The sequence below is a fragment of the Vibrio rhizosphaerae genome (genome assembly GCF_024347095.1).
GTDB classification, from domain to species: domain Bacteria; phylum Pseudomonadota; class Gammaproteobacteria; order Enterobacterales; family Vibrionaceae; genus Vibrio; species Vibrio rhizosphaerae.
The window spans coordinates 2482302-2496423 of sequence record NZ_AP024903.1; the positions used below are offsets into that span (position 1 = coordinate 2482302).

12 protein-coding genes are annotated in these 14122 nt (G+C 46.7%); 5 read left to right on the forward strand and 7 right to left on the reverse strand.

Annotated features, from left to right (window positions below; genetic code table 11):
- Positions 1-41: 41 nt before the first annotated feature.
- Both bamC and dapA read right to left on the reverse strand, forming a co-directional pair.
- Positions 42-1064: an outer membrane protein assembly factor BamC gene (gene bamC, locus OCV37_RS10715; RefSeq protein WP_038183679.1), complete on the reverse strand. Its 1023-nt coding sequence runs from the start codon at positions 1062-1064 to the stop codon at positions 42-44.
- A 185-nt stretch (positions 1065-1249) separates the two neighbouring features.
- Positions 1250-2128: a 4-hydroxy-tetrahydrodipicolinate synthase gene (gene dapA / locus OCV37_RS10720; RefSeq protein WP_038183676.1), complete on the reverse strand. Its 879-nt coding sequence runs from the start codon at positions 2126-2128 to the stop codon at positions 1250-1252.
- A gap of 265 nt (positions 2129-2393) precedes the next feature.
- On the opposite strand from dapA, the gene bcp reads away from it, so the two are divergent.
- A complete protein-coding gene (bcp, locus tag OCV37_RS10725) occupies positions 2394-2861 on the forward strand; it encodes a thioredoxin-dependent thiol peroxidase (protein WP_038183672.1) in 468 nt (155 codons plus the stop codon).
- 119 nt (positions 2862-2980) lie between these two features.
- Here bcp and OCV37_RS10730 read toward each other — a convergent pair whose 3' ends face one another.
- From OCV37_RS10730 to OCV37_RS10750, 5 genes are all read right to left on the reverse strand, one after another.
- The gene (locus tag OCV37_RS10730; RefSeq protein ID WP_038183670.1) at positions 2981-4771 is read right to left on the reverse strand and encodes an IlvD/Edd family dehydratase; all 1791 of its coding nucleotides are present in this window, start codon (positions 4769-4771) and stop codon (positions 2981-2983) included.
- Positions 4758-6371 carry a glycoside hydrolase family 43 protein gene (locus tag OCV37_RS10735; RefSeq protein WP_038183667.1) on the reverse strand — a complete coding sequence of 538 codons (1614 nt, stop codon included), beginning with the start codon at positions 6369-6371 and terminating at the stop codon, positions 4758-4760. The genes OCV37_RS10730 and OCV37_RS10735 overlap by 14 nt, the downstream gene beginning before the upstream one ends.
- 10 nt (positions 6372-6381) lie before the next feature.
- Positions 6382-7767, reverse strand: coding sequence for a glycoside-pentoside-hexuronide (GPH):cation symporter (locus OCV37_RS10740; protein ID WP_038183665.1), 1386 nt, complete (start codon positions 7765-7767; stop codon positions 6382-6384).
- 16 nt (positions 7768-7783) lie between these two features.
- Positions 7784-8695, reverse strand: coding sequence for a dihydrodipicolinate synthase family protein (locus tag OCV37_RS10745; protein ID WP_038183662.1), 912 nt, complete (start codon positions 8693-8695; stop codon positions 7784-7786).
- A gap of 963 nt (positions 8696-9658) precedes the next feature.
- Positions 9659-10459, reverse strand: a complete 801-nt coding sequence (locus tag OCV37_RS10750) for an amidohydrolase family protein (RefSeq protein ID WP_051680716.1) — start codon at positions 10457-10459, stop codon at positions 9659-9661.
- Positions 10460-10574: 115 nt separating this feature from the next.
- Between OCV37_RS10750 and OCV37_RS10755 the strand changes: the two genes are divergently transcribed.
- The 4 genes from OCV37_RS10755 to OCV37_RS10770 are packed head-to-tail and all read left to right on the forward strand — an operon-like array spanning position 10575 to position 14097.
- On the forward strand, positions 10575-11303 hold the full coding sequence (locus tag OCV37_RS10755) for a GntR family transcriptional regulator (protein WP_038183658.1): 729 nt from the start codon (positions 10575-10577) through the stop codon (positions 11301-11303).
- 21 nt (positions 11304-11324) lie between these two features.
- Positions 11325-12290, forward strand: a complete 966-nt coding sequence (locus OCV37_RS10760; RefSeq protein WP_084717501.1) for a TRAP transporter substrate-binding protein — start codon at positions 11325-11327, stop codon at positions 12288-12290.
- A 14-nt stretch (positions 12291-12304) separates the two neighbouring features.
- The gene (locus OCV37_RS10765; RefSeq protein ID WP_051680713.1) at positions 12305-12835 is read left to right on the forward strand and encodes a TRAP transporter small permease; all 531 of its coding nucleotides are present in this window, start codon (positions 12305-12307) and stop codon (positions 12833-12835) included.
- A 2-nt stretch (positions 12836-12837) separates the two neighbouring features.
- Positions 12838-14097 carry a TRAP transporter large permease gene (locus OCV37_RS10770; RefSeq protein ID WP_038183656.1) on the forward strand — a complete coding sequence of 420 codons (1260 nt, stop codon included), beginning with the start codon at positions 12838-12840 and terminating at the stop codon, positions 14095-14097.
- Positions 14098-14122: the final 25 nt, after the last annotated feature.

Below are 14122 nucleotides of genomic sequence, written 5' to 3' on the forward strand. Positions count from 1 at the left end.
CACTCAGTATGCGTTTTGAAACTTAGTGTGCTTTTTTAAACTTAGTGTGCTTTTTTAAATAATGCCGATAGCGCGGCAGAAAACTCTTTCAGTTTCTCTTCAGCAACCGGTTTGTCATTCTTGCCGGTGATATTAATCGACGTTCGGTTCCCCAAATCTCCCAGCAATAACGTATATGTGCCATTGTCCAGAGAAACAGGTGCAACGCCAAGCGCTTGCCAGACTTCATCATCCGGTTGACTGTACTTCACTTTTACCGTCCCCTGAGACCGGTTGCGTTCTTCAACCCCAAAGCCAATTTTAACCAAAACATCCGGTAATCGTTGCCACATATTGTCATAAGGTGTTCTGGCAATCACCACCGGTAGACCACTGCGATCAGCCCCCATGGCAACAGCAATCTGTTGCGCCATTTGCCGAGACTTTCTCGCGGCTTCTTCCTGAGCCTGATGATCATATTTCATCGTGATCGCATTGGCCATCATCACCGTATAACGGTTCTGAAGGTAAATCGCTTTTTCTGCTGAATCAGGACTCTGCTGCATATCCAGCAATGATACCTGTATACCGTACTGCTTTCCTTGTTGTACACGCGTGTAGCGATATCTCGCTTTTACTGGTGCAACTTCGTCCTCAGCAACCCATGATATCCAAGCGGTATCAATCTGATCCGCGCGATGTTGTGACAAAGCGACCTGATGCTGCTCTAAATACTGTGCAATGACATCCCAGATTTGATCCGCAAGTTGCGGTTTTACCGTCCAAAACGTCACCTCATGTTGACTATTGTCGATCCGAACTCCCGGGATCAACGCCAACACCGATTGAGGCGGTCGAATATCAACCTGCTCACCCAATCCACCTTGATATTTTCCTTCAGGAATATCGTAATTGTGGTACAGCTGTAATTCAGCATCCTGAGGCATTTTCCACGCCGTGGATAATTTTGCGTCTAAATAATTAAAGTCGCCCTCTGCCGCTTGTCGTGTCAACGCACTATCAGAACATCCGGACATCAAGAATACAGCCAGTGAACTACAAACCAGCTGGTTGAAAAATTTCATCCACACTCCTACACGAAAAACCAAAGCCCGGCTTCGTACAACGATTCTCTTACAACGATTGCCAGCCGATCATTCAGTCACAGCAATCAAACCGCAAGAATACACACCCAAAAATTTTGCCAAACCGAAAAAACGATCGGTCTGGCAATCGACGTTTGTCTAGAAACTGATGTTTATCTGGAAAACTATAGCAATCCGGCAGAATTCAATGCCTGTAACACCAATGGTTGCTTGGCTTCAGATAATTCTGTCATCGGTAGACGCAACAAACCACCATCAATCAATCCCATCTTATGAGCGGCCCACTTCACTGGGATCGGGCTCGACTCAACAAACAGGTTTTTATGTAAAGCCATTAACTTTTCATTCAACGCTGCTGCCGCATCGAACTGTCCGTCTAAGGCAAGATGAACCATTTGCGCCATCGCTGCTGCCGCAAGATTATTCGTTACGGAAATAACCCCATGACCACCTAACTTGATGAACTCAAAGCCTGTCGCATCATCACCGCTCAGTAAGACAAAGTCTTCTCCGCAAAGTTCACGATGTTTCGCAACCCGGCTTAAATCGCCCGTTGCATCTTTAATCCCAACAATATTTTTAACTTCCGCCAAACGCGCAACCGTCTCTGGCTGCATATCAACCGCGGTACGGCTCGGTACGTTATACAGAATAACGGGAATATCGGTCTCTTCAGCAATGGCTTTATAGTGGAGGAACAAACCTTCTTGAGTAGGCTTGTTGTAATAAGGGGTCACGCTCAGGAATCCCGAAATACCAGTGTTACACAGCAGACGGCTAAATGTCAGAGACTCATGTGTAGCGTTGGCTCCGGTTCCGGCAATGACAGGAATACGCCCTTCGGCATACTCAACCGTCTTAGATACAACTTTAACATGCTCTTCAATAGTCAGTGTTGAAGATTCTCCAGTGGTGCCAACAGATACAATCGCATCAGTTCCCGCATCTACATGAAAATCGACCAATTTTTTGAGACTTCCGTAGTCTACTTCGCCATCGCTGTCAAAAGGGGTAATTAGTGCGACTATACTTCCAGAAAACATGTCTTTCTCCATAAGTTGAATCTCACTGCATGGTACTGTAAGGATACTGAGAAACACAAGTGAATAAGTTCTCTTATTTGAGTAAAATAAGAGAATCTATCCAAATGATTTATCGATGTTGTTTGTTGATGTTGCCGGGAACATTTCTCCGGATGAACCGAATCTCAGTTTTCCCCCTCAGTCTGACTTGAGTCTCCATAGTTCTCAGGGTATAAGATCCCGAGAATATTGATGAAAAACGTATAAGCTGACAAAAGGAAATATCATGAATCCACTTCAGGTTGGTACACCTTCACCACACTTTTCACTGCCGGATCAAGACGGAAATCCTGTAAACCTGACTGATTTCAAAGGCAAAAAAGTCCTGCTTTATTTTTATCCGAAAGCCATGACGCCCGGCTGTACCGTTCAGGCGCAAGGGCTGCGCGATATCAAAGCAGAACTGGATGAGAAAAATGTCGTTGTGCTGGGCGTGAGTACCGACCCGGTCAAGCGTTTAGGCAAATTCATCGAAAGAGATAACCTGAACTTCACTCTGCTGTCGGATGAAGATCACCAGCTCGCCGAAGCTTTTGGGGTCTGGGGAGAGAAAAAGTTTATGGGCAAAGTCTACGATGGTCTGCACCGTATCAGCTTCTTAATCAATGAATCCGGTGATATTGAGCATGTATTTAACAAGTTCAAGACCAAAGATCATCATGAAGTTGTTCTGGATTATCTAAACAGCAAATAACCACTCAGCACCTATCACTTCCTGACGCGGATGCAGGCATACAGCTTGCGTCCAGTCGACCAGAACCATCATCAGAGCACGTGAAAAACCATTCACGTGCTCATGACCAGCGGCGGTTGTTAATGGTTATGCCTTGGCAGCGTTTCAGATAACCGATAGAACTTCACTGCGCTCTCAAATACCGCACCTTCATCGATTTGACTGACCGACTGGCGATAAATTTCTTGCCATGGGGTTTGACTCTTTGGCACTGGCGGTAAGGTTCGAGAGGCCTTTCTTTGCTGCCACTCTTGCGCTGACAACAAGACATGACACAAACCACGATTGAGATCGACTTGAATCATATCCCCCGTATCCAGATAGGCTAATCCCCCGCCGGCGGCACTCTCCGGCGATGCATGCAAGATAGACGGGCTATCTGATGTCCCCGATTGTCGGCCATCTCCGAGTGTCGGCAAACTTTGGATGCCCCTAGCCAACAGATGTTTCGGCGGTCGCATATTGACTACCTCTGCAGAACCGGGCCAGCCCAACGGGCCACATCCCCGAATGACAAGGATGCATGATTCATCAATCTCCAGACTCGGGTCGTCAATTCTGCGGTGATAATCCTCCGCCCCGTCAAAGACGATCGCTCGTGCTTCGAATACCCCTTCTTTACCGGGGACTTGCAGATATTTACGTCTGAATTCATCGGTGATCACACTGGTTTTCATAATCGCGAAATCAAACAAATTACCTTTCATCACGATAAAGCCGGCATCATGCTTCAGCGGTGCAGTATACGGATAGATAACCTTTCTATTGTTGGTTTCCCGGCCTTCAAGGTTCTCTTTTACCGTTTTACCTGTCACCGTCAAAACGTCACCATTCAGTTTGCCGTGATGTAACAGTTCCCACATGACAGCGGGTACACCACCCGCTCGGTGGAATGCCTCACACAGATAGTGGCCGGAAGGCTGCACATTGGCTAGCAACGGAATCTTATGTGCGTACGTTTCCCAGTCCTCAGGGGTAATCTCGATGTGGGCATGTTTCGCCATCGCCACGAGATGCGGTTGTGCATTGGTTGAGCCCCCGAGCGCTGAATTGACCCGAATTGCATTCAAAAAAGCGTCTTTCGAGAGAATTTTCGAGGGGCGTAAATCCTGATAAGCCATTTCGACAATCTGCTTACCGGTATAGTAGGCCATTTGAGCGCGCTCGCGATAGGCTGCCGGTATTAATGCACTTCCCGGCAGCGTCAGTCCTAACGCTTCAGCCATGGCATTCATGGTCGATGCGGTTCCCATCGTATTACAATGCCCCACCGATGGTGCAGATTTCATGGCTAAATCCATGAACTGTTCTTCATTAATCTCACCGGCAGCCAGCTTTCTTCTTGACTGCCAGATAATCGTCCCTGAACCGACAAGCTGCGCCTCATGATGCCCGTCAAGCATCGGCCCACCGGAAAAGACAATCGCAGGGATATCAACCGTCGATGCAGCCATCACGGCGGAAGGCGTGGTTTTATCACATCCGGTGGTCAACACGACGGCATCCAGCGGATATCCGTACAACACCTCCACTAAAGACAAATAGGCAAGGTTGCGATCAAGAGCCGCGGTAGGACGCTTACAATTTTCGAATAATGGATGCGTGGGAAACTCTAACGGAATACCGCCCGCCTCTCGAATCCCGTCTTTAATCCGGGCTGAAAGCTCAAGCAAAACCCGGTTACATGGCGAGAGGTCACTCCCGGACTGGGCAATCCCGATAATCGGTTTGCCTGAATGAAGTTCTTCCGGGGTCAATCCTGAGTTCATAAAACGCTCAGAATATAAGGCAGCCAAATCAATGTGTTCTTCATTACAAAACCAATCCTGAGAACGAAAACGTACCGGTGGACGGTGATTATTTCGGCTCATAATTAAACTCCTCAAAATCTGCGTGGCAGCCAAATCCACTGATATCGGCACAATGGAGACCGACAAATGCACCGGTAAAGAATCCCCGCCCTTCGATGTAATCATCCGATAATCGCCACGCATCAAATATAACGGGCACGTCACACCAAGTCTGACCATCAAATGAATAGCTGTACTGATACGTCAAGCCACTGACATTGACTCGCATCCAGACGGATTCAGCCTCATTCGGTACGACAATCGGGTCATCATATAAATAGAAATGCGCGACTTGCTTATCCACTTGCATCACCCGGATGCAATTACGTTTGAGTGTTTCGTCAAATTCAATCGCAAGATACGTCCAATTGCTCGTATTGTAGTAACAACACAACCCCGCAGACTGTTGAAAGTTGCTGGCAGAGAAGATCAGCTTTGTTGATGCCACAAACTCATGATGACGCCAGCGAGTTGCGACGGTGGATTGCTCAAATAGTGAGACCAGACTATCTCGGCCACGAAGCCGCAAGTAGCCTTTTCGCTCACTCAGGCTCCCTAGCCGGTCGCTGAACGGAATCCGTAATGTTTGCCAGTGACCTTGCAGCGATTCACGGCTGAAATCATCAAATATCGCCTCGCTCTCAGCGTCACTGACTTCAGCTAAATGAGTCGCTTCAGGAATCTCCTGCTTGGCAAAGTTGCCACCGACCACTCTTGGCCAACCCTCTTGCCACTCGATGCGATCAATTGCGGTTTCCCGCCCCATGGAGCATGCCCCCCGGCCCCACTTAGCCAAACTGGGACGATCATGAAACTTGAGCGGCCGACTCACTAAGTAAGTGATATACCACGCCCCATCAGGGGTTTCGACCAAGGAGCCGTGACCGGCTTTTTGCAACGGATTATTTGGCGTATGCCATGTTGACAATAATGGGCCATGCGGAGACAGCGTATAAGGACCATCAATCTCCTTGGCTCGTGCGACGATGACATGATGCTCAAAGCTCGTTCCGCCTTCTGCGGTCAGCAGATAGAAATACCCATCTTTCTTATAAATATGGGGGGCTTCCGTGTATTTAAGCTCTGTGCCACTGAAAATAGTACGGCGCTCACTCACCAGCGACTGCGTTTCAGGGTTAAATTCCTGAATGACAATATCATTGATGGGATCACTATGATGCCTTGGCCCCCATGTGCGATACACATAGAACTTTTTACCATCATCAGCGTGGTATAGCGATGGGTCAAACCCACCATTGCCCATTGGGATAGGATCACACCACGGACCGTCGATGTGCTCCGCGGTTACAAGGTAGTTTCTGCCGTTCTTCCAGGGCGCATCAACCACTTTAACATCGGTATACAGCAGCCAGAACAGACCATCGGCATAGCTTAACGCCGGTGCCCAAATACCCCCGGAATCAGGGTTACCTTTCATGTCTAATTTGTCCACAGTATCCAGCGGCATCGCGGCGAGTTTCCAGTTTTTCAGATCTCTTGAATGAAAAATACGGACACCGGGAAACCATTCAAACGTAGATGTCGCAATATAGTAGTCATCACCCGCCCGGCAAATACAAGGATCAGGATGAAAACCTTTAATAATCGGATTATGAATCATGATAAATTCCTCACTTCACAATGGCAGGTGCTAATTCATCTTGCGTATCAGGGGGCGCTTGGGTTTGTCTTTTTTGTTCAAGAATGACGGCAATTTCATTGATTTTTTTGCTGTCAAGCTTATAAATCGACAGCATGAAATACATCCCCGCGTACAAAATAACCGGCGCGACACAGAACAAGAACCGAATCGTTTCTAATATGTTATCGGGTTGGGTACTGAGAGTGGCATCGTAGTTAACCCATGCTAAAATCCAGCCGATCAACGCTCCGCCAACCGCCAAACCGACTTTCAAGCTGAATAAATAGGTTGAAAACACCAGTCCATCTAATCGGCGACCACTGCGAACCTCTTCATAATCAATCACATCGGAGGCCATCAGCCACTGAATCGGTGTGGTTGTATTGAAGATAAATAGATAAACGATATTTAGCGCAAAGAGCATCACGGTATATTCTGTCGGTGCAAAATAAAGCGCTAAGCTCAGAATCGAATAGAGGATAATAATGATCTTAAATGACTGAATTCTGTCGTATCGTGACAACAACTGAGCCGATAACAAAGAACCTAACATCGCGGCAATGCTGCCATAAAGCAGGAACTGGCTGGTTAGCTCCGGGCGCGCCATCACGTATTTGACAAAATATAACGTGACACCGCCACGAATCACGTTGGAGCAGGTCGCCATTGACTTGAACAGACACATAATCCGCCACTGACTGTTGGCAAATAACAGTTTAAAATCCTTTGTCACATCAACAGCATCTTCACTAAAGACATTTCTCTCCCGGGTCGTTTTAAAGCTGATAGTCAGTAACATCGCCCCGACAGCACCAAGAACACACATTGCACCGAAGTATCCTTTTTGTGCATCCCCCTGACCAATGAAGTCAACCAATGGTAATGCCAGTCCTGAGATCACCAGACCACCCGCCGCCGCACAGAAAAATCGCACGGATTGTAATGAATGGCGCTCCTGAGGATCATTTGTAATGGCTCCGGGCATGGCACAATAAGGAACGTTGATAAACGTATAGACCAGCGTCAATGCAATATAAGTTATCGACGCATAGATGATTTTCCCGGTTTCGGAGAAATCAGGCGTATAGAACGTCGCCATACTGGTCAGCGCAAACGGGATCGCCCCCCAGAGTAAAAAAGGCCGGAAACGTCCGTATTTCGTACGGGTACGGTCAACCAGTGAACCCATCAATGGATCCGTGATCGCATCCAGAATTCTCGAAAAGAGAAACAGTGTGCCCATGACACCGGCAGGGATCCCAAAGACATCCGTGTAAAAAAACGCTAAGAGGATCATGGTTGCATTCCAGATAAATCCACATGCCGTATCACCTAATCCATAGCCGAATTTTTCTTTTAAGGAGATTTTTTCCATAATGATCACCTGACGACTATTCAATAATTTTTATGGATTTCAGTAATTCACGGAGCTGAATCACTGAATGCTCGGCAATCAGATCGCAAGGCGGTAACGTCCCTTGAACAAATGGAATCCCAACTAAGTTGATCGCCGCTTTTACAACCGGGAAGAAAGGAGCCTGAATGTCATACATTTCACTGAGTATGGCGATCCGGCGATGCTGCTTAGTAAATTCATTCCAGTCACCTTGTTGGAAGGCTTGAAACACGCCGCAAGTCAGGCTCGGTGCAAAGTTCGAAGATGAGGGGATCCCGCCATCCCCGCCCATCAACAGATTATTGGCCAGATGTTCATCAAACCCTGAAAACACACGGAAATTCGGGTGCTTACTTTTTACCTTGGTGATATAGCGCCGGGTACTGACAATGTCATCGACCGTGTCTTTAATCCCGATAATGTTGTCCACATCATTGGCTAAACGCCCGACAAGCGCCACCGACAGCGGCTGAGATGTCAGTTTCGGAAAGTTATATAGAAATACAGGAATACCAATGGATTCAGCGACCGAGCGGTAGTAGTGATACAAGCCTTCATCACTGTATTTAACGTAAGATGGATTCACGACAATGACCGCATCTGCTCCTGTACGCTCTGCATGCTGAGCCAGTTCAATTGTCTCAGCAATTGAGTGAGCAGCGACGCCGATCATGACGGGCTTACGCTGATTGGTATGTCGGATGCAGAATTCTGCGACTTGCTTTCTTTGTGACACGGACATGGCACTAAACTCACCAGTCGTCCCCAAAAAAAGTAAACCATTTACTGCTGATGCGACTAAGTGATCAATCAAAGCCGCCATGGCTTGGGGAGCAAACTGCCCGGTCTCATCAATCGCTGTCGGCACGGGGGGAATAACACCAGACCAAATATTTTTCATCGTCATATGAAATAGTCTCCATAATTATATTTTTTATTAAAGTTCATGATCACCGTGAACGATCAATTGTGACACCAATAACTAAAATTCATGGTGACTAACCGGTAGATCACAACTTATTCTCTGTGTTGTACTGTTTATTCAAAAAAATTAATCCAATTAATATTGGCCAAATAATTCTAAATAGAAAACATGTTCCGTGTCTTTTACCTCATTTTATTTATTAGTTATGTTTTTTGTATTTTAAATACCAAGTGTGATCACCATAACAAATGCAAAACAAAACAGATAAACACCCTGCCTCAAAAATTAAAAAACCAATAAAAACAAAATATTAATGAAAACGACCGATCATTCCAGATTAAATAAAATCGATCTAAATCTCATAAACAAAATAGAGAAAGACACAAACAAGAAAACGTAATTGATAAAAATATCTATTATAATTAATATAACCCCCCTGAATTCATCAATGAATCCAAACCTCACCTCACAAATAATAGGACTTTAAAATTAACCAATTAAAATATCACTATCGTGAATCAACACTCGCAAAGAAATTTCAATGCGTACATCTATCTCATTTGAGAAAATAAATGATGCTGCTCATATCCAATCATCAGACACTTCACGGTTATATCATTCAACAGACTATATGATTCAGCAGACAATGTTATTTAACAGACAATGTTATCCAAGCAACGATACGGCGTTATCATCAATCGCAAGTGATACTGACAAAAAGTCACTGGGGCCTTTGCTGCGAAAGTAAAGCATGTTTGTCATTGAATGACGCCAACCATTTCTCTTGAAAGAAAAAAGCAAGGTTTCAGGGAAAAGAAAGATATTCGGTAAAAAAGATATCAGTGTGGCGAAATACCGCCATACGGATTTGATATCCCAGAGTAAAATCAGCGTCGTGCTTTCATAAAGGAATAACGGGAAAGCGGGAGATGTCTCCCACTCCAATTAAAAACGGGTGAGCCCCTCAGCATCAAACTTAAACAAACGAGCCGGGTTATCAGCACGTATCGCTTCAAGATATTGGTGACTGGTCCATTGTGCTAATTGCGTGAAACAATCTTGATAGCGACGACCCGCTTCATGTTGTGTCCACGGATAATCACTCCCCCACACTAATCGGTCAGGCCTGTGATTGAGTAAGGCCGTTGCTAAAGGAATGGGCGCTGCCGCAAACCGATATTCGCCGGATAATTTCACCCACAGTTTTCCGCTGTTCAGGTGGTTAAGAACTGCCTGAAAACCGGCTGAACGATTAGAATCAGGGCGACCAAAATGATCGACGACGACTGTAACACCCGTTTGCATGAGCGCAGGTAATAACTCGACCCAATGATCATTGTGAGACTGGATTTCAAGATGGCAGTCAAACTTGTTCAGCAACTGAATTAAATGCTGGTGCTCTTGTACCAGTTGCCGGCCAGAAACCGTCGAACCAATAATATTCAGCCGGACGCCAGTCACACCTTTTGCCACCATTGGCGCAAAATCAGCTTCTTGAATGTGTCGGTCTACCACGACCACGCCTCTGAATATTTCAGGATAGCACCCCAGTTGCTGTAACAGATAGCGATTGTCAGTACCGAGAAAACTGGGTTGTACCAAGACGGCCCGGTTCACACCCGCCACCTTCATTTGGGCCAGTAAATCCTCAGAACTACGTGAATAGGCTGGCGTATAACGGCGCTCTGGGGTAAGCGGACACTTATCACTCCACACATGGGTATGAGAATCAATCACCAGACTCATTCTTGGTTCACCTCACAAAAATTAAAATTACTCATTCAAGTCCTATAGAGGAGTATATCTTTGTGTGAATTTTATGTAAACTAAATGTAACGTAAAAACTAAAAGCAATCCGAATATGAGTGGTTCATTCGATACAAGACTGGCGCGCTACTTACAAATCAGCGATCAATTGCACCAACGAATTCTCAATGGTGAATGGCAACCGGGCGATACGATTCCGGCTGAATCCCAGCTATCTACCGAATATGGTGTCGCTCTCGGTACCATGCGTAAAGCCATTCAACAACTGATGAAAAATGGCTTGCTCGAACGTCGTCACGGTGTCGGCACTTTTGTACGTCGTGCCGATTTCAATATGTCGTTATTTCGATTTTTCAGATTCAGTGATGACAGTGGCGAACGCATTATTCCGGAAGGGAAAATTCTGAACATCCGGCAGGTGAATCCCTCCGCCGAAATTGCCGCCAAGCTTCACCTGCCCCCGGATAGTCCCGCAGTACATATCAATCGCTTACGTATTTGGAAAGGCAAGCCGGTTCTCATCGAAGACATCTGGCTTCCCTTACCCAAATTTGAGCCACTGTTGGCAATCTCGCCGGGAGAGTTTCCCAACTTGCTGTATCCGTTTTACGAAAGTTTATGCGGGGCAGCGATTGTGTCGGCAAAAGAAGAACTGATGGTAGAAAAAGTCAGAGCCGAACACGCACAAGCACTGGATTTACAGACCGGAGAACCGGTTATCGTGATAGAACGAACGACGACCGATATTTCGGGAAACACCGTTGAATGGCGCAGCAGCCGAGGGGCAGCAGAAAAATTCCGCTATCAAATCAATATATTCTAACGAGAACGTAAGAGGTCACCTATGAAACTGAATTTTTTCCTAGTTGGAACAGCGACGGTTATCACCTCCTTTTCCGTAGCAGCGAATCCTATCGAAGTTCGTATTGCCAGCCACGTATCGGCGTTGTCGCCTTTACATCAACAAAGTCAATTGTTTGCCAGTGAAGTCGAAAAGCGTCTGCCCGGGCAGTTTGAATTTAAACTGTATCCCTCAGGCCAGCTGGGGACCGAGAAAGCGTTGATCACCAACGTGAAAGCGGGTGCGATCGAAATGATTAACGTAGCCTCTGGCGTACTCAAACTGGATAAGAAGTTAGGCATTTTCGATTTGCCCTGGCTATTTGACAGCCGTGAACATGTTGAAAGAGCGATGAGCGGCCCGCTGGGTCAGGCTGTTGAACAGCGAATTGAGGACAAAGCGAGGGTAAAAGTGCTCGGCATTTATGAGAACGGTTTCCGTCATATCCTGAATTCGGTTCGTGCCATCAAAACACCGAGTGATATGAAAGGCCTGAAAATTCGAGTCTCCGGCGGAAAACTGCGTCAGGACGTATTCCAGAAAATCGGCGCGACACCTCAAAGTGTGGCCTGGAAAGAAACGTTCACAGCGATGCAGACTCACGTAGTTGACGGTGCAGAAGCAGCGACATATGGCTTCTATGAGCAAAAGCAATACGAAGTGGCGGGCTACTTCAGTGAAACAAGTCATGTCTATACCCCCAGTTTTCTGATTGCATCGAAAAATTTTTGGAACAGCCTGACTGATGAGCAACGTAAAGTGTTTGAAGAAGTGGGCCACGATATTACTCAACAAACCTATGCCGATGCAGCCGCACTGGAGCAAAAATATCTGAACGAGATGAGTAAGCTGACCAAAATTAACAAAGTGGATTTAGCCCCGTTCAAGCAAGCAACGATGGCGACCCGCACGCAATATGAAAAGAAATTTGGCAGTGACTGGCTGAATTTGATCGAACAAGCCCGATAACAGAGGAAAATACGATGTTCATGCGGATTTTGGATCGGGTGACGACGGTGATTGCCGGAATGGCACTGATCGCCTCAACCCTACTCGTTCTTATCAACGTAGCCAACCGCTACCTTATTCAGGGAGGGCTATACAAACTGGCTGAGCAGCGTATTTTGCCGGGATTGTACCAATTTTTTGATCAATATTTGTCGCCGTTCAGTGCGATGGCAGATGAAGTGCCCGGCCTGTTGCTGGCCTGGGTGACATTTCTGGGCGCTTATCTCGCAATGCGTGACGGAGGCCACATCGCTTTTGACATGCTACTGGACAAATTATCACCCAGAGTCCGTCAGAAGTTCACCCTAATGACCGACACGCTCATCGGCGCGTTTCTGGTGATGCTGTTTTATCAGGCATGCCGGATGATCATGGTCGATGGCTCGACAGAAATTGAAACTGCTGAAATCGGTCAGGGATGGTTTATGTCGGTATTGGTGATTTTCTCCGTCCTTATGCTGATTGCCACGCTGCACCAAATGTTCAGAAAAATGAAGGAGTATTAACCATGGTATGGGTTGTATTAGGCATTCTCTGTCTGTTAATTATGGCTGGCGTGCCGGTTGGTTTTACTCTGATGATTACTGCGGCAATCTGTATGCTGATAACCGGCATTGATCTAATCATGGTGCCGATTCAAATGTTCTCCGGCACCAACAGTGTTGTACTGTTGGCGATTCCGTTGTTCATTTTTATGGGTGAGTTGATGGGCGCGACATCAATCTCCGAACGTATCATTAATCTGGCGTCCTCGATGGTGGGCTGGATGCGGGGCGGTCTGGGTCACATCAACGTGCTGACATCCATGTTTATGGCTGAAATGAGCGGTTCTGCCGTTGCCGATGCGGCAGTGATGAGTAAGATTTTTGTACCGCAAATGGAACGCAAAGGTTTTCCGAAGGAATTTGCGGCAGCGGTAACCGCGACCAGTGCGACGCTGGGCATTATTATTCCACCGTCTATCCCGATGGTGTTGTATGGGGTCACCGCTAATCAGTCGATCAAAGATCTGTTCATTGCCGGCATTATTCCCGGAATTATCCTTGGCCTTGCGTTCATGGTCGTAATCTACATTTTCGCCCGGAAAGAACATCACCCGGTCGACTCAGCGTTTCGATTTTCTCACCTTGTGGCAGCATTCACCGCAGCCATCGTGCCGTTAATGATCCCGGTGATCGTTGTCGGCGGCCTCATCATGGGATTGGTCACGCCCACCGAAGCCGCGGCGGTTGGTGTAATTGCGGCGTTATTTTTCGGCACCATCCTCAAAAACGATCTGACTTGGAAAAAATTGGGTAACATCATCTCCGTGACGGTAAAGCAAACCTCATTGGTGATGATGATTATTGCCGGGTCGGCGGTGCTTGGACAGTTTCTGGCAAACGAGCAGTTGCCTCAACTAATCGCCAAGTCAATCGGTTCAGTCAGTGATAAGCCTTGGGTATTGCTGCTGGTGATCAATATCTTCCTGCTGCTATTGGGCATGGTGTTACACGCATCTGCGGCCATCATTGTCGTTGTGCCCATGTTACTGCCTTTAGCGCACCAAATCGGTGTCGACCCGATACACTTCGGCGTCATTGTCTGTCTGAATCTGGGCATTGGTCAGCAAACACCACCGGTGGCATCGGTGTTACTGGCAGTGTGTTCGACCACAGGAATCAAAGTCAACGAAGTCATGCGTTATGGTAAGTGGTTTATTCTGGCGATGTTTGTCACCCTAATGATTGTGTCGTTTGTTCCGGCCACGGCACTTTGGTTCCGCTGAACTTAAATTCCGCTAAATTTCAACG

Bases quoted from the DNA above. Each gene is read 5' to 3' on its own strand.
- dapA (WP_038183676.1), bottom strand. From the start codon at position 2,128: ATGTTTTCTGGAAGTATAGTCGCACTAATTACCCCTTTTGACAGCGAT.
- bcp (WP_038183672.1), top strand. From the start codon at position 2,394: ATGAATCCACTTCAGGTTGGTACACCTTCACCACACTTTTCACTGCCG.
- OCV37_RS10760 (WP_084717501.1), top strand. From the start codon at position 11,325: ATGAAACTGAATTTTTTCCTAGTTGGAACAGCGACGGTTATCACCTCC.
- OCV37_RS10750 (WP_051680716.1), bottom strand. From the start codon at position 10,459: ATGAGTCTGGTGATTGATTCTCATACCCATGTGTGGAGTGATAAGTGT.
- OCV37_RS10745 (WP_038183662.1), bottom strand. From the start codon at position 8,695: ATGACGATGAAAAATATTTGGTCTGGTGTTATTCCCCCCGTGCCGACA.
- OCV37_RS10755 (WP_038183658.1), top strand. From the start codon at position 10,575: ATGAGTGGTTCATTCGATACAAGACTGGCGCGCTACTTACAAATCAGC.
- OCV37_RS10740 (WP_038183665.1), bottom strand. From the start codon at position 7,767: ATGGAAAAAATCTCCTTAAAAGAAAAATTCGGCTATGGATTAGGTGAT.
- OCV37_RS10770 (WP_038183656.1), top strand. From the start codon at position 12,838: ATGGTATGGGTTGTATTAGGCATTCTCTGTCTGTTAATTATGGCTGGC.
- OCV37_RS10735 (WP_038183667.1), bottom strand. From the start codon at position 6,371: ATGATTCATAATCCGATTATTAAAGGTTTTCATCCTGATCCTTGTATT.
- OCV37_RS10765 (WP_051680713.1), top strand. From the start codon at position 12,305: ATGTTCATGCGGATTTTGGATCGGGTGACGACGGTGATTGCCGGAATG.
- bamC (WP_038183679.1), bottom strand. From the start codon at position 1,064: ATGAAATTTTTCAACCAGCTGGTTTGTAGTTCACTGGCTGTATTCTTG.
- OCV37_RS10730 (WP_038183670.1), bottom strand. From the start codon at position 4,771: ATGAGCCGAAATAATCACCGTCCACCGGTACGTTTTCGTTCTCAGGAT.